We start from the raw sequence: 22,757 nt of genomic DNA on the forward strand, positions 1-22,757 counted from the left end.
GGAGGATACACGTATTATGGATAATTTTCATCAAGAGGAAGCACTAGGAAAGGCTTATGATGCTAAGCTGATGGCTCGTCTTTTAAAATATGCAAAACCCTACTGGCACTGGTTGAGCCTTTGCATCTTTCTGTTAATTTGCATTGCTCTGGTTGACCTGGCCCAGCCCTATATTATTAAAATTGCCATAGATGATTATATTAATGTCTATGAAGAACCCCTGTATGTATATAATACCACCCCGGAGGAGCTAACGGCCTTCACCTTTGAAAATCAATACTACGTCAGAGAGTCAAATCACAATGGGCATCGTGACTATGACTCGATTGCCCAGTTAATACAATATGAAGGCCAGACCTATCTTGTTTCTACCGGCATTTCCCTTAAGGAGCAGGTTTATCATTTGGAGGAAAGCCAAGGTGTTCATCGGCTGATTGTGAATGACGAACAATATCAGGCCCAGCCTTTGTCTAAGGATGAGCTTCGACAGTTCCGTTCTGGAGATATTCAATCATTAAAAAAACTTAGTCTGTTTTACTTACTGATTCTTTTACTGGGCTTTGGCATGAATTTTGTTCAAGTCTATATTTTGAATTATACGGGAAATAAAATCGTTTACCATATCCGGGAAGAATTGTTCAGCCATCTGCAAAATATGTCCCTAGGATTTTTTGACCGTAATCCTGTAGGCCGGCTGGTCACAAGGGTAACCAATGATACCGAAACCCTTTACGAGATGTACACCAGTGTACTGGTGAATTTATTCAAGGATATCTTTTTGCTGGTGGGAATTGTGATTATTATGCTCAGGTTAAATGTCAGGCTGGCCCTTGCCTCCTTTCTGGTACTACCGTTGATTTTGATTTCGGCCATTATTTTTAGAAGGAAAATCAGAGCGGCCTACCGGGATGTACGGGTAAGACTGGCCCGAATCAATTCCTTTCTGAATGAAAATTTCACCGGAATGAAGACAATTCATACCTTTAAACGTGAGCTGCAGCAATTTAACAAGTTTGACAGGCATAATCAGCATCTATTGGAGGCAAATCAGAGGGAAATATTTGTCTTTGCCATTTTTCGTCCCTTTATGGAGGTACTAAGATCGCTGGGACTGGCCATTATCATATGGTATGGTGGAGGCCAGGTACTGCGCCAGTCCATCGATTTCGGCGTACTGTTTGCCTTTGTGAACTATTTGAAGCAATTTTTTCAGCCGATCAATGACCTGACAGAAAAATATAATATTTTACAGGCAGCCATGGCCTCTTCCGAAAGGATTTTCGCCCTGTTAGACCAGACGCCCACTATCACCAATTCTTCCAAGGCCATCCCTAAGACCAGCTTTAAAGGTGAGATCGAGTTTAAGAATGTTTGGTTTGCCTACCAAGATGAAGATTGGGTACTTCGGGATATCAGTTTTAAGATCAGTCCGGGGGAATCTGTGGCCTTTGTGGGAGCCACCGGAGCCGGTAAATCTTCTATCATTAATTTAATAGCCCGGTTTTACGACATTCAAAGGGGCGAAATTTTACTTGATGGAATTAATATTAAAGAGATTCCGCTGGAGGATCTAAGAAGAAATATTGGTATCGTTTTGCAGGATGTCTTTATGTTTACAGGAACCGTAAGGGATAATATTGTTCTCAATAATCAGGACATTACAGATCAGCAGATAAAGGAAATTACCCGATATGTCAATGCTGACCAATTTATTAATCAGCTAAACCGGCAATATGATGAGCCCATTATGGAACGGGGTGCCAATCTGTCTACAGGCCAGAGACAGCTAATTGCCTTTTCCCGAGCCCTGGCCTTTAACCCTTCGGTTTTGATATTGGACGAAGCCACCTCAAATATTGATACGGAAACCGAGGCCCTGATTCAAGATGCAATTTTAAAGCTAATTAAGGGTCGTACCTCGATTGCTATTGCCCATCGGCTTTCTACTATTCAAAATTGCGACAAAATTATTGTCCTTCATAGGGGCAAAATTAGAGAAACCGGCAATCATCAACAGCTTCTAGCCCTGGAGGGGATTTATTACAAACTTTATCAGCTACAATATAAAGAAAGCCTCATATCGTAAAAATTGCAAGATGAAGGGACATACCCTTCATCTTTTTTTGATTTTTGAGCCCCTTCCTTTAATTCAACACCAGAAGGTTGGCAAATTATTTTATATTGAAATTGATTTTAGGTATTGTATTTATCCATTATTAATAATTTTTCCTAATATCATCATTCATCATTATTTCTACTTAATGTTCAAAAAAATAAAATCTACCATTAAGATTATAGGCCTTAACGGTAGATTAGGTCTTTTTCCTTTGCATATTGTTTTTATCCCTCTTGCACAAATTTTCTTTCAAACATATCACATTCATCCAGCATACAGGTGTTTACTACGCAATGAATACAGGTATATACACCGCATTTTCTAGGGTTTTTAGCTTTATCACATTCTTGATGATCCCTTTGCATAATATGATCCCTCCTCTATCCTGTAATTTGTGATTTAATTATACCACTAGTTCATTTTTCTGTCAATTGCAACTTTAAATATTTTTTATTCATTTATATTTTTTTACTTTTATTTTTCTGCTATTCTGTTTCGTTGGGATTAAGGACTTATTTTTGAGCCATACTATGTCTATGATGACTAAGCTGTAAAGAAAGGATATGGTTAAATGAAAGCTAACGATCCAATACATGTATATAATGAAATCGGTCAATTAAAAAGTATTTTGCTCCATTGCCCAGGGCCCGAAATCGAAAATATCGTTCCTGATTATTTAAGAAGGCTGCTCTTTGATGAAATTGCCTACTTAAAACAAGCTGAGAAGGAGCACCATCAATTTGCAGAAATATTAAGAAATGAAGGGGTCGAGGTGTTATATCTAACCCATTTAATGGCGGATATTTTTCAAGATGCCACCGTTAGAACTAACTTTTTAGAGGACTTTATGGATGAAGCCAGGGTTTCTTCAGGAGCAGTCAGGGAAGCCTTGAGGGAATTTTTTCATGCCTTATCTCCACTGGAAATGGTTCAAAAATGTATTGCCGGTATTAAAAAGAGTGAGATAGAAATTAAACCTCCCAAAGGATTATCGGATATGGTTAAAAATCCTTATCCCTTTTATTTAGACCCCATTCCAAACCTGTATTTTCAACGGGACCCCTTCGCTTCCATTGGTAGTGGTGTCACCCTAAATGTTATGTCATCCATTACCAGAAACCGTGAAACCTTGTTTGCTAAATATTTATTTGACCATCACCCTAGATTTCAGAATATTCATCGCTGGTATAATCGAGACAAGGATCATCCTCTGGAGGGGGGAGATGAGCTGGTACTATCAAACAAAGTTATTGCCATTGGTATCAGTGACCGAACCAGCCCCTTTGCCGTAGAAACAACGGCAAAGCACATATTTGAGTCGGATGAGCCCTTTGAAACGGTGTTGGCCTTTGATATTCCAAAAACCAGAGCCTATATGCATTTAGATACGGTGTTTACCATGGTGGATTATGATCAGTTTACAATTTATCCGGGTATTGAAGCACCTCTGGATGTATACAGCCTGCGGCCTGGAAAGAAGGGAACCCTTGATATTTCCTACGAGGCGGCTCCCCTTTCGACAATACTGAAAAAATATTTACATCTGCCTGCGGTTAATTTAATCAGATGCGGCGATGGTGACTTTATTGCTGCAGGTCGGGAGCAATGGAGTGACGGCAGTAACACCTTGGCCATTTCACCCGGCAAGGTTGTCTGCTATAACCGGAACTATGTCACCAATGCCGCCCTGAGAAGAAATCATATTGAGGTTTTAGAATTTGATTCTTATGAGCTTTCAAGGGGAAGAGGGGGCCCCAGATGTATGAGCATGCCCCTTGTTCGATCGGATTTATAGTGAATAACGGCAAAGCCTGACTCCCTTTGACTTTTATATTAAATCATTATACAATATACCATATCATAAAATGAGGAGGGCTCCTATGTTTGATTATCATGTTCATAGTCACTTTTCCCCCGATGCCTCCATGAATATGGAGGAAGCCATTGAAGCTGCCTTGGCCAGGGGAGTAACTGAGCTTTGCTTTACTGATCACATAGACTATGATTTTGACGGAAACCATAGTGATATCGCATTTGAATATCAGGATTACTTTTCAACCATTGATCAATATCGTAAAAAATATGAAAATAGAATTACCATTAAATATGGTGTAGAATTTGGTCTTCAACCGCATCTTACGGAAAAATACCGAAAAGATGCCCTTGACCATCCCTTTGATTTCATTATTTGTTCGATTCACTCTGTGGCTAAATCAGACCTGTACAGCGGTAATTTTTTTGAAAACCGCAATCAGCCTGATGCCTATTGTGCCTATTTCAATGATTTAATTAAAGTTATTAATCACTTTGACAATTATAGTATAATTGGCCATATGGATGTAATTAAACGATATGGGAGCTATGACATGATTTTACCCCTTGAAGCATATCGTGGCTTGGCAGAGGAATTGTTAAAAGCAATTATTGAGAAGGGGAAGGGGATTGAATTAAATACCTCTGGTATTCGGTATCAACTGAATGACTGGCATCCGTCTATTGACATACTTAAACTCTACCGCCAGCTAGGGGGCGAAATCATCACCCTTGGATCAGATTCCCACCGCACCGAACATCTAGCCTTTGATTTTCCAAAGGCTTTAAAGGCTTTGTCGGATATTGGCTTTAAATATATTACAACATTTGATCAAATGAAGCCTTCCTTCCATGCCATCGAAAAGCTTCTTTAAGAATTAATACTTTAAAATGGCTTAAGACCCTTTTTCAGGGTCTTAAGCTGTTTATTGTTCACGATAACGCTTCATTACATCACTGAATATATCCCCAATGTTCGGCGGCGTATAGGTGATGGCATTGGCACCCGCCTCTATGGTTCTTTTAATACTTTCATCGGTGCTTCCCCCGGTGGCAATAATGGGAATAGTGGCACTGATTGATCTGATTTTCTCAACAATGAGTGGTGTTTTAGCGGCTCCTGATACATTTAATATATCCGCTCCAGCCTGTATTCTGCCCTCAATGTCCTCGTCCTCTCCTACGATTGTCACAACAACAGGAATATCTATATTCTTTTTCAGTATCTTTATGGTTTCATTGGGTGTGGGCTTATTGACTACAACTCCAATAGCCCCTTGATGCTCGGCATGAATAGCAATGTTAATTACACGATCACCCATGGTTAAGCCTCCCCCTACTCCAGAAAAAACCGGCACATCAGAGGCCATTAGAATTGACTGGGTAATGACAGGCTGGGGTGTAAAGGGATACACTGCTATGACAGCATCAGCATTGGTATTTTTAATGATGGCTACATCTGTACTGAAAAGGATAGATTTTATTCTTTTACCGAATATTTTAATTCCACTGGCATTTGAAATACACTGAGGTAACTCGATAAATTTACTCCTTAATACGCCCTTAATCTCGGGGACATACTTGATCTTCTTCGTATTGTTTTCCATATTTTTCCCCCTTTGCTATTCCACCTATCCTCTTAATCTTAACAAGGAGAAGTGAAACTGACAAGTCAAATTTTTTATATAAAAATACGTTTAATTGGAACTTGTTTGAATCTTTTACACTGTTTACAAGAAAATAAATGCAGGCAGTAATCTGAAGTCACTCCATCGGCCAGCTCAGTCAGGCTCCTTTCCAAATAGGGGCTATAATCATCAAAATAATCCTGTATTGGGCCAGTATCCTCCATTTCCTTTTCACAGTCAGGGCATTGAACTACATAGCTTGATAAACGATTACATAACGGACAAACCTGATCCACCGTTTCACCTCCTGCAAAAACTCATTTTTACTTATTCTTTACTTAATTTTTATTTATTATTTGTGATTTAATTTTGTCCCTTAGAATTAAAAAAACAGGTACTTTTGTAATCGGCACCTGTCTCATTGCTATGTATTTTTTATTTGCTGTACTTTTCAAACAAGTCATCCAGAGCTTCTCTTAGTAAAAAAGCCTCGGTCTTTTCTGTCTTTTTTGAAAGCTCGCCTAATCTTTCCAGCTGGGTTTTGGTATAGTAATTTGATTTTAATATCATATTCTCACTTTCAGCCAGGCAAACTCGATTTTTCCCCTCTCTTTTGGCTCTAAAAAGAGCACTGTCGGCCCCCCGAAGAAGCTCTACGGCATTTTTGGCATCCTTAGGATAATTAGCGATTCCTGCACTGATTTTAATTGAAATTTCTTTCTTACGCTCTCCCAGCTGAAAGGTATTTTGGTCGAAATATCTCCTGATTTCTTCTACCATAATAAAGGCGGTCTCTGAGGAAGTGTCATTGAATAGGACATTAAATTCATCTTTATTGCTTCGGCAAATGAGATCATTTCCCTTTACATTCTGTCTTAATACTGAGGCCATCTTTCTTATGACCTCATCCCCTACCATTTCTCCATAATAGCGATTCACTGTTTCAAAATTGTCAATGTCGATGGTTGCAAGGGTAAAGGTTCCCGATGGATTCGTAATTTTTTTCTCAATTTCCTTTAAAAATGTCTCTTTATCCAGTATTCCGTCAATTTTATCGATCATGTTCGATCACCCCCAAGATTAGTTTATCATCAATGTATTATGACGACTACAGCATAACTCCCATTGATTATTTATATGTACCCAGCTTGAAAAATAATTCACATTGAAATTTTTTAAAAAATCTTATATCCAATGAATTACCCTCACCCTGCTTCTTTGTTTGATATCTTACCTTAGAAAGGTACTAAAGATAATTGCAATAGAATATTTATTGTATATCAAGGATTTGAGGTGAGCTAATTGAAAAAAACTTCTTCTTTTATACTAGGTACCATACTCCTGGCAACCATTAATTTTATTGTAAGGGTCCTTGGCTTTATCTATCGGATCATTCTTTCCAGAATGATCGGTTCTCAAGCCATTGGCCTATATCAAATGGTCTTTCCCTTTTTGATGGTGTTAATTACCCTGCCCACTGCAGGTATTCCCGTGGCCGTATCAAGGCTGGTGGCCGGCGAAAATTCCCTTCAAAATAGAAGGGGAGTCTATCGAATTCTCTCGTTATCTCTGCTGCTAGGTGGTTTAATAGCAGCTTTTCTAACAATTTTGGTATCCTTTAATATGGAGTTTGTAACCACCAAAATTTTAAAAAACCCGGATCTTTATTACCCTCTTTTATGGACGATACCGGCAATTGGTCTCATTACCTTTTCCAGTATACTCAGGGGCTTCTTCTACGGACTAAAGGACATCAAGCCCCCTGCCATGGCTCAAATACTGGAACAGCTCTCACGGATCACCTTTGTCATCGCCCTCTTATACTACATTAAGCCCAATCATCCTATTACTGCCGCAACCATTGCTATTATCGGCTTATCAGTCGGTGAGCTGATAGGGCTTCTTTATCTGGTATTTCGATTTAATTTAAAAAAACTGCCCCAGCTGAAAAACCGGCACCTGATTAGGAATGAATCAATTATTCGCAGCATCAATGGTATTCTTTATATTTCGGTTCCCATTACCATTAGCCGCCTGCTGTCGACCTTTATGCAAACCATTAATTCCATAATGATTCCCCAAAGGCTGGAGGTTTCGGGCCTTACCGCCCAGGGGGCCATTGATGTCTTTGGAAAAATCTCTGGTATGGCCATGCCCCTATTGTTTCTTCCCTTTACTGTTACCAGTGCCCTGGTGGTTAATATTATTCCCAATATTTCGGAGGAGCAGGCCATTAACAATTATCAGGAAATTTCCAACAAGACCAGCTTGGCGCTGAAAATCACCCTCTTGACCGCTATTCCTATTACAGGTCTTTATGTGATATTTGGCGGTGAAATGGCTGCAATGATTTTTAATGATGTAGAGGTAGGCCAATACCTTTCATTAATCAGCTATGCCACCCTATTCCTTTGTATGCAAAATACCCTGTCTGGAATTTTGCATGGCCTTGGCAAACAGGTTTCCACCACCATTAATTTTTTACTGGGTATGCTGATTCAATTATATTGTACCTATTTCCTGGTTGCTGACCCCCGTTATGGCATCTATGGCTTTATTATTGGCTTTATTTTGTCATCTGTTGTTATTTCCATTCTTCATTCCATCATACTATTTCGTCATGTGAAGATTAGGCTTTCCCTCAGCCAATGCTTAATCAAGCCCATTCTATGCACCCTTTTAATGCTGGCCGTCATCTTCCTATCCTTTGACTTACTTGCTCCAACGGGAGCTTTATTAAAGGGGCTTTGTATGCTGGTGGGTATTATGTTCTATTTAGCAGGGCTGTTTTTAACAAAAACCATTGATATTCATCAACTAATGAATAATCTAAGGCGTTAAAGGCTATCGTCCCTGAAAAAATTTTATTACTTCTTTAAATGGAAGACTATTGATGATATCCGCCGCTTCGAGCCATCCTTTACGGGCTACGCCTATTCCATAGCAGATATTGTCAATTTCTTCTGCCCGATGGGCATCGGGCTCAATGGCAAGTTTAACTCCGTGTTCCTTGGCATATTGAACCATGCGCCAATCTAAATCAAGCCGATGGGGATTACTGTTAATTTCTATTGCTATTCCCCTTTTCCCGCAGGCTTCGATGACGCTTTCCAGGTCTAACTCATATCCCCTTCGTGATAATAGCAATCTACCAGTAATGTGACCAACTATTGAAAGATACTGGTTATCAATGGCCTTTAACAGTCTACTGGTCATAGCTGCTCTTCCCATGTGAAAATTTGAATGGATGGAGCCAATCACATAATCAAAGGAGGCCAATATGTCGTCGGAGTAGTCAAGGGAACCATCCGGCAAGATATCTGATTCGATTCCCTTTAGAATTTTAATTTGAGGGTATTTTTCTGACAGTCTGTCGATTTCCTCGTGCTGTCGCTTAATTGCCGCTTCCCCTAATCCCCGGGCGTAGATGGCACTCTGGCTATGGTCGGATATACCTATATATTGAAACTCCATGGCGATGGCTTTTTGAACTAATTCCTCTATACTATGGATCCCATCGCTATAATGGCTGTGAACATGAAAAATACCCTTGAGGTCGTCTTGGGTAACCAATTGGGGCAATCCCCCCCTTTCGGCCGCCTCTAATTCGCCTCGGTCCTCCCTTAATTCTGGGGGAATATAGGCAAGGCCCAGGGCCTGATAAATGGCTTCTTCATCCTTTAATAAAATCCGCTTTTCTTCTTCATAGATGCCATATTCATTCACCTTGAAACCCAGCTTTTTGGCCCGGTGCCTTAGGGCTGTATTATGGTCCTTATTTCCTGTAAAGTGTTGAAGAGCATGGGGATAGGCCTCCGGTTCAACCAATCGTAAATCTACATTTATACCTGCCTGTAAAATAACACTGGATTTCGTAGGCCCCTTGGCAACCATCCGGTTTACCTCTGGAAGCTGTACAAAATGGTCCATGACCTCCTCCTCGTGACCCGGGCGGCAGCAGGCTATGATATCTATATCCTTCACAATTTCCTTTTGTCTTCTAATACTGCCCGCCAGGCTTATTTCCAGCACTTGGGGCAATGATTTCATTTTGTCTACAATCCTTTCACCATGAAACAGGGCAGTGGATATAAGGAATTGACCCTTACGCTTTTTATAATCTTCAATTCCCTCTAATATATTTCTTTGAGTCTTTTCTCCAAACCCCTTTAGGTCTATCAGCCGATTTTCCATACAGGCATTTTCTAGTTCCGCCACCGAAGCGATATGAAGCCTTTCATAAAGCTCCTTTATCTTTTTGGGGCCAAGGCCAGGGATTTTCAACAGCTCAAAAAGTCCTTCGGGGGTTTCTCTTCTCAGCTTTTCATAATAGGCCAGCTCCCCCGTTTCAATCAGCTCTGTTATTTTGGTTTCAAGGGCCTTTCCAATGCCCCTGATTTCATTTAATCGTTTTTCCTTCACTAGTTCCTCTAAATCTTCTTCTGTATTTTCAATAAGCCGGGCTCCGGTATAGTAGGCCCTGATTTTGAAGGGGTTTTCTCCCTTAAGTTCAAGCATTTTCCCAATTTCCTCTAATATAATGCTCACCTTGTATTTATCCATTGACTATCCTCCCTTCTATCTGTTGATTATATCCCTTTTCTCTACTTATTATCATAGAATTTAAAAGTCCCTATTTCAGCAAAGCAAGCCCAGGGCTTTATCCAATAAATTACCCCTATCTTCTTCGTCGCCTTGCTGCTACTGGAATCTAGGGGTTGTTTTAGGTCTTTTATTTATTCTATAATTTCGATTTGATCACCGGGCATAACAGTACCACCTTTAATTATCTTGGTAAAAATCCCCTCCTTGGGCATTACACAGTCTCCCACAGTATGATAGATGGCACAGCGGGTATGGCATTCCTTTCCAATTTGGGTTACCTCTTGTATGGTATCGCCTATTTTAAGCCTTGTGCCTATGGGCAATTCATGTAAGACAATGCCCTCTGTTGTTATGTTTTCGGCAAATCGCCCTGGTGCCAGATCTTTGATACCCATGGCTTCTATTTTTTGTATGCTCTCCTGGGCCAATAGGCTTACCTGACGATGCCAGTCGCCGCCATGGGAATCATTTTCTAAACCAAAGCCCTCAACAAAGACGCCTTGACTGATTGGGTCCTTGGGAATTCCCTTCTTATCGCTGATATTAATTGAAATAACCGTTGCCATTTTAATGCCCCCTCTAATTTAATTCTATTATTTTTCCGATTTCGTCGGTTCGATAACCACCTAAAGAAGCAATTCGTTCCTTAAATCCTTCGCTGGTCATCACCCTTAGTAACGCCTGTACTTTTTCATCCTTCAGCAGCTTCTGAGGAATCAACAAATCGTAATCCTCCCATGCCAGGGGGATAAAATCTAATCCTAGTGCCTGGGCAGCCGACAGTATTCCCAGGCCGCAATCTGCTGTTTCTCCTTCAATGGCAGCCGCCACAGCCATATGGGTTGTCATCTCCCTTTCGTAGCCCATAATTTCTTCTGAAGGGATGCTATGCTTTTCCAGTAAATAATCAAGCAATATTCTGGTACCTGCTCCCCTTTGGCGATTGACAAACTGAATACCCTTTTCCTTCAGGTCTGCTATTCCCTTAATATTTTTAGGATTACCCTTAGCCACCATTATCCCTTGGCTTCTTCCAACAAATTTGATCAGGGCCAAATCCTGTCCCTTTAAATATTGTTTTACATAGGAACGGTTGTATTCACCGGTGGTGGTATCCAGCAGGTGAATCGGTGCCAGATGACATTCTTCCTTTTTCATGGCCATAATTCCCCCCAGGCTGCCCACATGGGCTGAAGACAGGTATAAATCTCCTATGGCCTCCTGAAGCTGGTTACTAAGCAGATCCATTACCAAATCGTGGCTGCCAATCGATACGATGGTTTGCTGAATCTCTTTTAAGGGTTTTAATAGCTGTATTTCAACACGACTGCCCCCTTCATAGCCCTCTAAATGCTGTGGAATCACCAGTACGCCGTCGGCTCGAACCAAAGACATGGTGACTCCTGCCCCTCGGTCCAGAGGGGTGGCAATCAGCTTTTCACCCACTCGTCCCAGCTTCATGCGAACATATTCCTCATATTTAAGGGAAGAAACGATTCTGCGGGAGAGAATTGCCTCCACCGTATCTGCTGTTGGTACGCTTTTATGCTGGTATTGTGCGATAAGTGGCTTAATAAAGAATTCAACGGTAAAATAGGCTGATACAGGGTATCCTGGTATTCCCACCACCGGCTTGCCCTGAACAATCGAGAGAATAACCGGTTTACCTGGTTTGGTGGCTACTCCATGGATAACTACTTCTCCGATTTCCCGCAGCACATCGACCGTAAAATCCTTTGAGCCTGCCGATGAGCCTGCATTAATGATCACCAGGTCATTTTCCGTAACAGCATTGATAATTGCAGCCTTCAATTCCTCGTAGTCATCCCGGACAATCGGATAAACTTGAGGAGCCCCACCATACTGCTTTACCATAGCCTGGAACATGCTGCTATTAGAGTCAATAATTTTCCCCGGCGCCACCTCTTCCTTTACATGTATAAGCTCGGCCCCTGTGGGAATAATTCCTACCCTTGGTATCGTCAATACCTCCAGCTTTTGAATATGACCTGCCAGCAGGGCACCCATATCAACGGGCCTGATTTCATGATTGGCCGCCACAATTAGTTCTCCTTCAACGATGTCCTCGCCAATGGGTCTGACATGCTGCCAGTTTTTTGCCGCCTCAACAATTTCTACGGTATTTTCATCGATAATTACGATATCCTCAATCATAATAACGGCATTAAAGGGATGTTTCAGCTCCCCACCGGTATTAATATACACAAAATCATCATTGATCTTTAATTGCAAGGGATTAACTTCTGTAGCCCCGTGGGTCTTTTCTGCAATTACCGCAATACCATCCATGGCCGCAGCATTATAATAGGGTGAAGATTTATGGGCAAAGACGGGCTTGGCTGTTATTCTGCCCAGAGCATCAGAAACGGAAATAACCTCTGTATGATTGCGGTTGTTGAAGTTGATTTTGGTCATATAGCTTTCCTGGGCCTCTTTAAGGGGTATATTGGTTAAATAGATATTTCTTTTTTCCTTCATCGTTTTCCCTCTCTTCTTAAAATAGGTAGACCTTAACAGAATCGCCACGATAAATTCCTTCTTGATTTTGTCCAATACAGATATATCCTATGGCTTTCGTCATCATACTGAGCATACCCGATTTACCATAGACGGGATTAACCATAAGCTTTGAGCCTTCCCTTGACAGGGTAACCATGACATAGTGCTCTTTGCCGGCGGCAGAAGGAATATTGACGGTAATTTCCCCCATCATATAAGGATTTTCTGGGGCCTGCCCCTGTATCCTTTTTATAAATTCCCCCACAATAACATGATAAATTACCAGGGCCGATACCGGCTGACCCGGTAACCCAAAGACGGCCTTGTCCTGAAGTTTAGCCGCAATGGTGGGCTTTCCAGGCTTAACAGCCAGACCATGGATAAAAACCCCCGGCTCCCCCAGACTATTTATCACATCCTTGGTAATATCCTTCACCCCCATGGAGCTGCCTCCTGAAATCAGAACTACATCGCTTTGGGGTAATACCTCCTGCAAATGATTTCTCAACAGATCAAACTGATCACCAACTACGGCCGTTGATACGATCTGACACCCATCCTTTTGGGCCGCCGCAGCCAGGCTATAGGTATTCATATCTCTAATCTTTCCTGGTGTCAGCTCTTCTTCCGGGGCCAACAGCTCGTCTCCTGTAGAAATAATGCTAACACGCAGCCTTTGATAGACCTGTACCCTGTTAAAGCCCATTCCAGCCAGGGCGCCAATATCCTGACTTCTTAACCTATGGCCCTTTTTAAATATCATTTGCCCTTCCCGAATATCATCTCCCCGACTAAGTATATTTTCAAGGGGTGCTACGGGCCTTTGAATACATACCGTCTTTTCATCCAGCAGCTCCGTATATTCAACCATTACAACCCCATCGGCCCCCATTGGAAGCATTCCACCGGTGGGAACATAGCAGCATTGTCCAGATTTCAAGCTCAAATCGGCTCCCTGTCCCATTTCTACGGAACCAATTACCTCTAAAAAGCCCGGCAGTGTTTCACTAGCTCCTATGGTATCTTTACTGATTAAGGCATAACCATCAACGGTAGATCGATTAAAATCCGGCACATTATCAAGGGCCGTGATATCTTTAGATAAAATTCGATCCTGGGCCTCGGTCAGAGGTATGTCCTCCACCGTCAGCTTAAAGTCCTTAAAGTGCTGCTCTATTTTGTTTTTAGCTGCCGATATAGATAGGGTACTTAGTAACTCCATGACCTTCCTCCTTAACATATCAATAAAAAAACGATCCCTTAATGTTAGCTTTTTTTCCTTTCCACCAGCCAAAATTTCCGACCTCTATAAAAACTCTTTTAATCTGTTTAGGGATTAAAAACAGATTCTTTGCGAAATTTGTTAAATTTTCTTCAATTATCATGTCTAAATATCATATCATAATTTCCAAAAAAATTCAATTATCTCACAGGAATCAGAGCTTCTTATCCCTTGAAAATTAACAAAAAGAGGAAGCCATATTTTTCTGACTTCCTCACTAATCGATTCTATGCCATGACTACACATATTTCTTTCCTTAGGCTCTTAAATTGGCCTAACCATTGCTCTCTTTCTTTCTTTAACTGATTAACCAAATTTTTGTATTCGACTTGACTATAGTATTTTTTGGGGTCGTATTGGGATATGTCTATTCCTTCTATCTTCTGGGGTACCAAATAGCCCCATTCCTCATCCAACTGCCATTCTATTGCATCTCTGGCAATCTGCTTCATAATTTCAGTCGATAGTTTGATTGTGATCTTCTCTCCAGGTTTTTCAGCTCTGGCACCAACACTGCCTGTATTTAAGATATAGCATTCCATATCTGGATTGTTTTTTAATATCTCCATCATTCGATGGCCTTCTTCCGCCTCTGGCCCAATGATAAAGGGGTTGGTACCTACACATCGTTTTGATTGCCCTGCTCTGGTGGGGTCCCCTGCCGAGGTTTCAATTGATTCCCCCAGCATAAAATAGGTTGCGGCCTGTTGGGCGGTCAGCTTTGCCACCGGTGGAATTATATCATTTCTTCTTGTAATTAATATCAACTTATGGGCCTTGGGCAGATCAATTGTTTCATCGGTATTGACTATTTCTTTTCTCAATACAACCCCCCTGCCATTTGAGGTTAATTCTGTATTATGAAAATCAATCTCTCCCCCATTGTCTATAAACACATTCTCAAAGGTGGTAGAGGGGTGTATTGCTGCTTCATACAAAACCTTCTGGGATACGTCTAAGCCTTCAGTTTTAATAAAAAAGCCGTCTTCACTGCCATAGCAGGCGCCCTTTTCATCCATAAAAACGACATCATCCTGCCTTACAATGGCTCCTTCTTCCCCCAGTAAGCCATGATCGTGAATTGTTAAGGTGGTTTTCCCCGTACCGCTTAACCCAAAGAGGATAAAGCCTACCTCTTTCATTTTTCCTTCCTTGTCTTTAACTCGTAGTACCTTACTGCCGGCATGAAGCCCCAGTCCCTTTTGCTGTTTCACCTCATACATTGCCATTCTTAAAAAGGATTTTTTTGCTTCGCCAAAGTAGTCTGTACCTAAAATGAGGGTTAGCTGATTTTGAGGGTCACAGACAATAATCTTTTCAGGCCATTCGGGTACATAAATACTGGTAAAATCAACAGCTTCTTGTATTGTTGGGCTAAATAATGTGTTATACCACATATGGGCAATTCTAGCGTATTTTTCTGTAATATACAGCCTGCAATGGAATGAAAACTTGCCACCCATTCCCATTTTACGGTCGACCTGAATAATATTTTGACTAGCCAGATAAGCCAGCACTTCCCTTTGAAGGAGCTGGGCCTTTTCCCTTGAAATTCCCTGTTGTTTTACTCCCAATTCTATATCATCAACAATATAGGTTTGGGCTGCACTTCTGTTTCTTGTTTGGGATACATAGGCTACACTGCCATATTTCGTTGTTTTACCGCTTTCCCTGGCCAATTCCTTCAATTCTTCCAGTGTTGGGTTTTCTATTATTTTTCTTGCCTTGATTTGCTCTGCAAACACAATGGTCACCTCAATTAATTATATTATATGCTTGACTAATTGGTGTATATCAATTTCATATAAAGTATAACATAAATATTCTTTCAATCAATATATAATATGTATTTTAAATATTAAATAAAATTAATTTCATTTTGGGAAGCTAATAGAATATCATAATTATGATATAGATCAAAAAAAGTATCAAGAAACATACTATTGGGCAGTCGGCAAGCGGATGTGACAACAAAAGGCGGACTATCGGATAAAGCTGATCCTTCGTTTGTCAGCGGCGTAATGACACAGAAAAAATCCAGCCAGTCAAAGGTTTAAGAGTAGATTTTGCGCTAGCAAAATACTACTCGCCCTTGACTGACTGGATAGGCGCAGCAATCTGATGTACAGGCAATTCTGCACTTGCTCATCCACCTTATCAGTATAAGGTGACTGAAGATAATGCTTATATTATTTGCCTGTTCTTTTTGTCGTATATCACAACGGTTACAATTGAAACCAGAACAATCACCGCATTTGCGGCAATGGTTCCCGCCCAAGTCATAGTCATGGTGCCAAAGATAGGGGATGCCGCATTGAACATGGTGTGGAATAATACACACATAAACACACGGCCTTTTCCTGATATTTTGTAGATCGCCCCGTTGAAAAACCGAAACGCCATAAGTTGAACTGCAAACATCCAAAAGTTAATGAGTCCCTCTCCATGATTCGTCCCCGGAATGAAGAAAAGAGGGATATGCCACAAGTTCCAAATAATCCCAGTATATACACATGATAAAACAAATCCATATTTTTTGTCAAGCTCAGGCTGCAAAATGTACATCCAGCCAGCTTCCTCCAAGCCACCGATAATAAGATTACCAGGCAGGGCAAGAAAGAACGTATAAAATGGTAGCACCATTTCCGTGCGGACTGAAACTGCAATATGTATTAAAAAATACAGTGCAAGCCCTGCAACAACGAACAAATAGAGAAATATGTTATTTTTGGCGTAAAAAACAGTTTTCAGCCATTCCCTAAAATCTGCTATTTTGTTATTTTTCTTTAGAACAATATATGAAGCAATAGCGGGCGACAAAATATAAATTGCAAAAGGGATATTCATCGCAAATTGCTGTAGCGAGTAAACCCAATTGTGAACCGTATATCCGAATTGCCCAAGAGCTATCAACGCACCTGACACAAGATAGGCTATGATAAATGTCAAACCAGTAAATTGTACTATGATTTTTTTCTCTGTCACGATTTCTTTACCTCACTTTTGAAATATTTTTCCTCGTTGATATGGGCTGTGTTCAATATGCGATATGACGGTCATACTCCCCGGCGGTATTTCTTTTCTATGGTGTCCTTCGCCAGATTGATATAGTTGATGATGTCTTTCCTTTCTCCCACGGGTTTTCTCTGCTCCTTCATTATACCATACCTTTCCGCAATCGTTGAAATTTTTGCTTTGCAGGCTCTTTTCCAGCTTTGTGAATATAGGGGAGGAAGAACAGATGAAAAAGCACACCGAAGTAAAGGAACTGACACCATCGTACTCAATGAGTTTGTGGAAAAAAATCATTACAACTCTGTCGGTGTGATTGAACTGCCGGACATGAACGAAACTAACAGCAAAACGGTATAGCCAAACTGACTATACCGTATGCTGTACAAATACTTCTTTATTGGGAGTCACCTTAGGATAACTCCCTTTTACTATTGAAATTTTACAGAGCTGAGGCTATCTCTGGCTCCATAGCTTTATTTTTAACCAGTGACAATAATGGCATCGTATCCCTTTCTCTTTAATTCTGCCACTAAGGCCTCTGCATTGGCTCTAACTGAAAAGGCTCCTACCTGTACTTTATAAAGTCCGCCTTGAGTTACGATGAACGGACTATAGCCCTTTCCTTTCAATTCATTAACAAGCTTTTCTGCATTGGCCTTGACAGAGAAGGCTCCTACCTGCACCTTATAAAGGGTACTTCCTCCACCGTTATAAGGTATGCCAAGGTTCTTTAAAATTCCCTTGGCAACTGCCACTGCCAAATCATTTTGCCTATTTCTTAGTATATTAGCATCCTGACTGTTGGTAATGAATGCTAATTCTACTAAGGCCGCAGGCATGTTTGTCAATCTCAATACTGCAAAGTTTGCTGTTTTGCAGCCTCGATTAACTGTATAAGCGCCACTGGCAATAATACTATCTTGAATATTCTTGGCCAAGGCAGCCCCGGTTGAGCTTCCAGGGTAGCTATAGGTTTCTACTCCCCTTGCTGATGAATCGCTGAAGGCATTACAATGAATTGAAACGAATTTGTCTGCCTTCGCATTATTAGCTCGATTAGCCCTATCTGCCAATTCCAAGAATACGTCCGTAGTTCTGGAATACCTGACATCGACTCCATGATTTGCAAGAATATTTCCAATTTTCAATGTGACAGATAATGCAATAACCTTTTCCTGCATTCCATTTCCTACGGCGCCAGGGTCTTTACCTCCATGGCCTGCGTCTAAAAACACTCTAGCCATAAAAAGCCTCCTTGAATTTTTTAAATTTCTAAATATTTTGTCTTTGGTATATAATACTATATTTCCCTTGTACTTAAATGGTGCATAAAAATAAAATATTTTTTACTATAATTTGTTAATGTGTATGAAATGACAAAAGCCCCTTTCATCTACTTTTACGAAAGAGGCTTTGCCAAATTGTTTTAATTTGATGTTTCTACCATACTATTGTTTAAATTGGTTTGATGTATTGGTTTAAATAATTATCATTTATCAAGATAAGGTAAAGGTTTTATTCCTTGTAGGTATTTCTAAAACACGAAATGATAATGATGTTAAAACCATGTCGATGGTTTCAATTCCTTATAGGTATTTCTAAAACCTGGCATAATTTTTCACTCTCTGCAATGCAGCGAATAAGTTTCAATTCCTTATAGGTATTTCTAAAACCGCTACGGAGAATTAATGGGATCCAACCTACAAGAGTTTCAATTCCTTATAGGTATTTCTAAAACCATTAGTGGTTCCAGGTTGATCGCCTCCTATCGCTTGGGTTTCAATTCCTTATAGGTATTTCTAAAACGGTTTCCGTAAACGAAAGTCTTTCCTCTACTAGATCAAGGTTTCAATTCCTTATAGGTATTTCTAAAACTGTAGTGGCTGGCGTTTTTATACAAATGCAACTCATCGTTTCAATTCCTTATAGGTATTTCTAAAACAGCAGAAGTCCAAGTGGTGGCAATACCCACCATGGTACGTTTCAATTCCTTATAGGTATTTCTAAAACGTATAGTTCTCGCCACTTTTGTCTGAACGATGCTCGTTGTTTCAATTCCTTATAGGTATTTCTAAAACCCATTACATATATTGATACTATCATAAATACTATTTCCTGTCAAAAGAGATTCTGTAATTTTATGTAAACTTTCAAGTTGTATTTTATGTACTTTCCCCCTTGATATTACTCATTTCTTTCAAAAATTAAAATGTCGTCGATCTCCCGGGTTTTTTACGCTATTGGAGGTCGACGACAAAATATCATTTTTATATTTATAATGGTTGAGATTCGACAGGGAGTCTCAAAACCGTCTTAAGCTTTTCCGGGGCTGTTTTCCTCGGGTCCGATAGATAGATTTCGTGATGCTTGCCCTTTATTCCTGTCATATTCTTTAGATTATTTTCTATCACGAATGCTGTAGCAGGTCTATCGTAGCAAGCTCCTGGCTATAGGGGCCAAGGTGCATCATTTGAATGCATAACCCTTCGGTAAAGCTTTCAAGTCTGGCTCGACTTACATCTAAATCCTGCTTTTTTTCACCAACCTCATCTACTGCCCAATTAAATACTTCCATTGTAACAAATTCTGGCTGCCGTATCATTGATGTCCAGTGCCATTGGTCCCTTTTTTTTAGATCAAAGTCACCGACTGCCCACCATAGACCCTCTAGGGGAGGAACAACATATTCAAAATAACCTTCAAGTGCCACACTTTTTTTATACTCATTTTAATGGTATATTTGTAGCACTCCCTAGTATTTTAAATCAATTATATCATGATAAATAAGACATCAGTATATCCTAATTGATTGACATTTGCCAAAATCTGTATACTGTACCTCTCTTGATTTAATTAGTTTAGCGACAGCTTTCCAGTGGATTATAAAAAAAGAGCATCTATTCTAATTTACCAAAAATAGATGCTTGTACATTATATTAAATAAACTTTAAGGGGGAATCCTTAAAGAGTCTGGCTATTTAAATATTGGTCATAAATTACGTTAAGCTCTGCTTCATTTAATGTTTCTTCCTTTAGCAGTTTCTCAGCAATAGAGGCAACCAGGGGTAAGTGCTTACTAATTAGCTCTTTAGCTTCATTATACAGTCTTTCCATTTCACTGCTAAGGGCTTGAATCAAAGTCTGATCTGCCCCATGCTGCCCCAATAGCATATCGTAATTAATTAAACCCATTTTTTCCGACATACCAAAGCGTTTTACCATGGTAGACAATATTTCCGTTGCCCTTTGAATATCGTTGCTGGCACCGGTGGTAATATGATCTTTACCAAAAACCAATTCCTCCACGATCCTTCCGCCCAGGGCAATTTTGATATTATCAAGCATTCCTTTTTTAGTATGAAACATTCTGTCAGGCGGAATATTCATGCTAAAGCCACCGGCTCCATTGGTGCTGGGTATAATGGTAACCTTGGTTACTCTATTTTCAGGGCATAACAGCTTTGTAACGGCTGCATGGCCTGCCTCGTGGTAGGCAGTAATTTTTCGATCGAGCTGGTTAATACTGCTTCGATCCCTTTTCTCCTCTCCTGCCACCACCTTGTAAAAGGCCTTGTCTATATGATCTTCTGTAATTTGCTTGGCGTTTTCTCTGGCAGCATAAATCGCCGCCTCGTTGACCAGGTTTTCCAGCTTGGCGCCACTAAAATAGACGGTTTGGTGGGCCAGGGCATCAAGATTGATTCCCTCGCTTATGGGTCTATCCTTTGTATAAAGTGATAAAATTTCCACCCTTGCCTTGTAATCTGGAAGCCCTACCTCAATTTGCCTGTCAAATCTTCCCGGTCTTAACAGGGCTTCATCAAGGGTATCCAGACGATTTGTGGCAGCTAAAACGATGATTCCTGAATTATCCTTAAAGCCCGACATCTCAGTTAACAGGGCATTTAATGTTCGGTCTGATTCATCACTACCACCTAAGCCGCTTCGGTCTCTTTTTTTCCCAATGGCATCGATTTCGTCAATAAATATAACACATTTTTGTTTTTCCGCTGCCTGTTTAAAAATGCTTCTTATTCTGGCAGCCCCTACCCCTGCATAAATCTGTACAAAGTCTGAGCCTGAAACAGCTAGAAAATCTACTCCAGCTTCACTGGCCAGTGCTTTAGCCATTAAGGTTTTACCTGTTCCCGGAGGGCCATATAAAATCACACCCCGGGGCATTCTGGCACCATAAAAGGAATACTTTTCTGGATTTTTTAGAAAATCCACCAGTTCAATTAGATTATTTTTGGCTTCCTCATTACCGGCAATACTACTAAAATTAATAGATTGATTTTTTTGAGAGGAAAATTCCATGGAAGACATTTTGTCATATTCCTTTGATGCTTGCTTTACATTGTTTTTAGAAAGAAAAATCGCCAGAACAACAAAGGCTGCCATCATTAAAACAAATGTAATAATCTGAGTAATTGAATATTGTCCATTAACCTCATTTACCTCAATCCCTTTTGTCAACAACATTTCCTTGAGATGGTCAACCCTAGGATTATCTGTAACAAAGGTCTCCCCATTTTTAAATTCACCTGTTAGTTCCGGGGAATCCGATAAATTTACCTGAATAACCTCTCCCGTATCTATCTTGCTTAAGAAAAGCTGATAGGTAATTCTATTCTGATCTTGTTTACCATAATAATGATTTACCCCAAAGGCTATTGCAGTGATCACTAATATCAGTATCGTCAGGCCAATGAGATATCCCCAGTATTTCTTAAAAAGCAAAACAAAAACCCCCTTCCAATTTCTTACTTCCTTCAAAACAATCAGTGATTTTAGTTTACATAATATATTAACATAAAAACACAAAAAAATAAAGCCCTAAAGAGGCTTTATTCATATGGTAATCATCACTATATATCATTTTATTTAACCTGACAGCTTCCTTTTTTCAGCTTCTTGCTGACGAATAATACTTCTTTTTGTTTGCTTTGTCAATATTTCATAGTTTCCTGTGGCGGCCGTGGCCACCAATAGTGAATTAATTATACCTAGATAGATGCTTCGAGCATTGATTTCTTCAAATATAACAATATTTGCTACAGATATGATCATAGCAATTCCCAGGGTTATAATTTTATAATCGAAGGATTCTGGAAAATAATCCTTTACAAAATGGGTAATGATGGACGTAATCAATACTGCTCCTGTAAAGCTCCTTAAAAAATCTGAAGTAATATAATTTAAACCCTCTGTCATCATAATATTGCCTCCCCTAACCCTAGGCCTTGGTATATTATATGACATTATAAGAGAAAGCGTAATTATGAAATTATTTAGATACTTTTTAGATCCGCTTGATTAATTTGAATAAAATCCTTCTTGACCTTAACTAAATTATTATACTCACTTTCGTTTAGTATTCCCTGTTTCTTACATTCAAGTAGTAATGAATTCATCTCAATAGAAAGCAAAATCAATTCTTCCTTAATTTCGCCTAAATCTCCCATTTCATAGCTGGTATCTTTCTTTTCCATTTCCATTTCTAATCCCCCTACTCTTATAAAACATAAAATTTAATTAATCATGCTTTTTGATGACATATTTGTAAACTTTTTTTGTTTTACAGTATTATATGAAACTTTGAGAGGGAATATGTCATATTTTTTGAATCTTTCTCTATTTGCGATACCTTTAAATACAGCAATTATTACAATAAATTTATTTGTAGCTAAAACACTCTCAATTGCATATTCGTTAAAACTTGATTAAATCCTTCTTACCTTTTAAAAATTTATTACATAAAATTTTTACAGGTAGTCAA

General features: G+C 39.8%; 19 protein-coding genes and 1 CRISPR repeat array. Of the genes, 4 read left to right on the forward strand and 15 right to left on the reverse strand.

Translation table 11 applies throughout. The features are described from left to right. Positions 1–16: 16 nt before the first annotated feature. Complete coding sequence (locus tag ACYQ1I_RS11600) at positions 17–2,086, forward strand: ABC transporter ATP-binding protein (RefSeq protein ID WP_459765512.1); 2,070 nt, start codon at positions 17–19, stop codon at positions 2,084–2,086. Between the two features lie 254 nt (positions 2,087–2,340). Here ACYQ1I_RS11600 and ACYQ1I_RS11605 read toward each other — a convergent pair whose 3' ends face one another. Next, positions 2,341–2,481 carry a hypothetical protein gene (locus ACYQ1I_RS11605; protein ID WP_459765514.1) on the reverse strand — a complete coding sequence of 47 codons (141 nt, stop codon included), beginning with the start codon at positions 2,479–2,481 and terminating at the stop codon, positions 2,341–2,343. A 206-nt stretch (positions 2,482–2,687) separates the two neighbouring features. Here ACYQ1I_RS11605 and arcA point away from each other — a divergent pair, with 206 nt between their 5' ends. Together arcA and ACYQ1I_RS11615 are read left to right on the forward strand one after the other, a co-directional pair. Beyond that, the gene (gene arcA, locus ACYQ1I_RS11610; protein ID WP_459765516.1) at positions 2,688–3,911 is read left to right on the forward strand and encodes an arginine deiminase; all 1,224 of its coding nucleotides are present in this window, start codon (positions 2,688–2,690) and stop codon (positions 3,909–3,911) included. Between the two features lie 85 nt (positions 3,912–3,996). Further along, complete coding sequence (locus tag ACYQ1I_RS11615) at positions 3,997–4,803, forward strand: histidinol-phosphatase HisJ family protein (RefSeq protein WP_459765518.1); 807 nt, start codon at positions 3,997–3,999, stop codon at positions 4,801–4,803. Between the two features lie 51 nt (positions 4,804–4,854). On the opposite strand, the gene ACYQ1I_RS11620 is transcribed toward ACYQ1I_RS11615, so the two are convergent. The 3 genes from ACYQ1I_RS11620 to ACYQ1I_RS11630 all read right to left on the reverse strand — a co-directional run bounded on the left by ACYQ1I_RS11620 (position 4,855) and on the right by ACYQ1I_RS11630 (position 6,618). Then, complete coding sequence (locus ACYQ1I_RS11620) at positions 4,855–5,535, reverse strand: beta/alpha barrel domain-containing protein (protein ID WP_459765520.1); 681 nt, start codon at positions 5,533–5,535, stop codon at positions 4,855–4,857. Between the two features lie 74 nt (positions 5,536–5,609). Continuing rightward, on the reverse strand, positions 5,610–5,852 hold the full coding sequence (locus ACYQ1I_RS11625; RefSeq protein ID WP_459765522.1) for a hypothetical protein: 243 nt from the start codon (positions 5,850–5,852) through the stop codon (positions 5,610–5,612). A gap of 139 nt (positions 5,853–5,991) precedes the next feature. Then, positions 5,992–6,618, reverse strand: a complete 627-nt coding sequence (locus ACYQ1I_RS11630) for a diguanylate cyclase (protein WP_459765524.1) — start codon at positions 6,616–6,618, stop codon at positions 5,992–5,994. Between the two features lie 240 nt (positions 6,619–6,858). Between ACYQ1I_RS11630 and spoVB the strand changes: the two genes are divergently transcribed. Continuing rightward, complete coding sequence (gene spoVB / locus ACYQ1I_RS11635) at positions 6,859–8,397, forward strand: stage V sporulation protein B (protein ID WP_459765526.1); 1,539 nt, start codon at positions 6,859–6,861, stop codon at positions 8,395–8,397. Between the two features lie 3 nt (positions 8,398–8,400). Here spoVB and polX read toward each other — a convergent pair whose 3' ends face one another. The 11 genes from polX to ACYQ1I_RS11690 form a co-directional block, all read right to left on the reverse strand. After that, positions 8,401–10,119, reverse strand: coding sequence for a DNA polymerase/3'-5' exonuclease PolX (gene polX, locus ACYQ1I_RS11640; RefSeq protein ID WP_459765528.1), 1,719 nt, complete (start codon positions 10,117–10,119; stop codon positions 8,401–8,403). Positions 10,120–10,292: 173 nt separating this feature from the next. Then, positions 10,293–10,727: an MOSC domain-containing protein gene (locus ACYQ1I_RS11645; protein ID WP_459765530.1), complete on the reverse strand. Its 435-nt coding sequence runs from the start codon at positions 10,725–10,727 to the stop codon at positions 10,293–10,295. 13 nt (positions 10,728–10,740) lie between these two features. Beyond that, positions 10,741–12,660, reverse strand: coding sequence for a molybdopterin biosynthesis protein (locus ACYQ1I_RS11650; protein ID WP_459765532.1), 1,920 nt, complete (start codon positions 12,658–12,660; stop codon positions 10,741–10,743). Between the two features lie 16 nt (positions 12,661–12,676). Continuing rightward, positions 12,677–13,903: a molybdopterin molybdotransferase MoeA gene (locus tag ACYQ1I_RS11655; protein WP_459765534.1), complete on the reverse strand. Its 1,227-nt coding sequence runs from the start codon at positions 13,901–13,903 to the stop codon at positions 12,677–12,679. 287 nt (positions 13,904–14,190) lie between these two features. Next, positions 14,191–15,708 (reverse strand): phosphoenolpyruvate carboxykinase (ATP), encoded by a 1,518-nt coding sequence (locus tag ACYQ1I_RS11660; protein WP_459765536.1) that lies wholly within the window; start codon positions 15,706–15,708, stop codon positions 14,191–14,193. 439 nt (positions 15,709–16,147) lie between these two features. Beyond that, positions 16,148–16,948, reverse strand: a complete 801-nt coding sequence (locus ACYQ1I_RS11665) for a CPBP family intramembrane glutamic endopeptidase (protein WP_459765538.1) — start codon at positions 16,946–16,948, stop codon at positions 16,148–16,150. Between the two features lie 509 nt (positions 16,949–17,457). Beyond that, complete coding sequence (locus ACYQ1I_RS11670; protein ID WP_459765540.1) at positions 17,458–18,222, reverse strand: N-acetylmuramoyl-L-alanine amidase; 765 nt, start codon at positions 18,220–18,222, stop codon at positions 17,458–17,460. Between the two features lie 267 nt (positions 18,223–18,489). Continuing rightward, positions 18,490–19,056: direct repeats of the CRISPR family, unit length 30 nt; unit sequence GTTTCAATTCCTTATAGGTATTTCTAAAAC. A 329-nt stretch (positions 19,057–19,385) separates the two neighbouring features. Next, positions 19,386–19,688 carry a hypothetical protein gene (locus ACYQ1I_RS11675; RefSeq protein ID WP_459765542.1) on the reverse strand — a complete coding sequence of 101 codons (303 nt, stop codon included), beginning with the start codon at positions 19,686–19,688 and terminating at the stop codon, positions 19,386–19,388. Between the two features lie 251 nt (positions 19,689–19,939). Further along, positions 19,940–21,718, reverse strand: a complete 1,779-nt coding sequence (locus ACYQ1I_RS11680; protein ID WP_459765544.1) for an ATP-dependent metallopeptidase FtsH/Yme1/Tma family protein — start codon at positions 21,716–21,718, stop codon at positions 19,940–19,942. Between the two features lie 144 nt (positions 21,719–21,862). Beyond that, entirely contained in the window at positions 21,863–22,195 is a 333-nt protein-coding gene (locus ACYQ1I_RS11685) for a hypothetical protein (protein WP_459765546.1), read from the reverse strand. A gap of 74 nt (positions 22,196–22,269) precedes the next feature. Beyond that, the gene (locus tag ACYQ1I_RS11690) at positions 22,270–22,476 is read right to left on the reverse strand and encodes a hypothetical protein (protein WP_459765548.1); all 207 of its coding nucleotides are present in this window, start codon (positions 22,474–22,476) and stop codon (positions 22,270–22,272) included. Positions 22,477–22,757 lie beyond the last annotated feature (281 nt).

Source organism: Alkaliphilus crotonatoxidans, assembly GCF_054658015.1.

What these genes read in the sequence shown, in the direction of transcription:
- polX (WP_459765528.1), bottom strand. Translation starts at nt 10,119, where the DNA reads ATGGATAAATACAAGGTGAGCATTATATTAGAGGAAATTGGGAAAATG.
- ACYQ1I_RS11630 (WP_459765524.1), bottom strand. Translation starts at nt 6,618, where the DNA reads ATGATCGATAAAATTGACGGAATACTGGATAAAGAGACATTTTTAAAG.
- arcA (WP_459765516.1), top strand. Translation starts at nt 2,688, where the DNA reads ATGAAAGCTAACGATCCAATACATGTATATAATGAAATCGGTCAATTA.
- ACYQ1I_RS11600 (WP_459765512.1), top strand. Translation starts at nt 17, where the DNA reads ATGGATAATTTTCATCAAGAGGAAGCACTAGGAAAGGCTTATGATGCT.
- ACYQ1I_RS11690 (WP_459765548.1), bottom strand. Translation starts at nt 22,476, where the DNA reads ATGGAAATGGAAAAGAAAGATACCAGCTATGAAATGGGAGATTTAGGC.
- ACYQ1I_RS11615 (WP_459765518.1), top strand. Translation starts at nt 3,997, where the DNA reads ATGTTTGATTATCATGTTCATAGTCACTTTTCCCCCGATGCCTCCATG.
- ACYQ1I_RS11685 (WP_459765546.1), bottom strand. Translation starts at nt 22,195, where the DNA reads ATGATGACAGAGGGTTTAAATTATATTACTTCAGATTTTTTAAGGAGC.
- ACYQ1I_RS11605 (WP_459765514.1), bottom strand. Translation starts at nt 2,481, where the DNA reads ATGCAAAGGGATCATCAAGAATGTGATAAAGCTAAAAACCCTAGAAAA.
- ACYQ1I_RS11655 (WP_459765534.1), bottom strand. Translation starts at nt 13,903, where the DNA reads ATGGAGTTACTAAGTACCCTATCTATATCGGCAGCTAAAAACAAAATA.
- ACYQ1I_RS11670 (WP_459765540.1), bottom strand. Translation starts at nt 18,222, where the DNA reads ATGGCTAGAGTGTTTTTAGACGCAGGCCATGGAGGTAAAGACCCTGGC.
- ACYQ1I_RS11650 (WP_459765532.1), bottom strand. Translation starts at nt 12,660, where the DNA reads ATGAAGGAAAAAAGAAATATCTATTTAACCAATATACCCCTTAAAGAG.
- ACYQ1I_RS11645 (WP_459765530.1), bottom strand. Translation starts at nt 10,727, where the DNA reads ATGGCAACGGTTATTTCAATTAATATCAGCGATAAGAAGGGAATTCCC.
- ACYQ1I_RS11620 (WP_459765520.1), bottom strand. Translation starts at nt 5,535, where the DNA reads ATGGAAAACAATACGAAGAAGATCAAGTATGTCCCCGAGATTAAGGGC.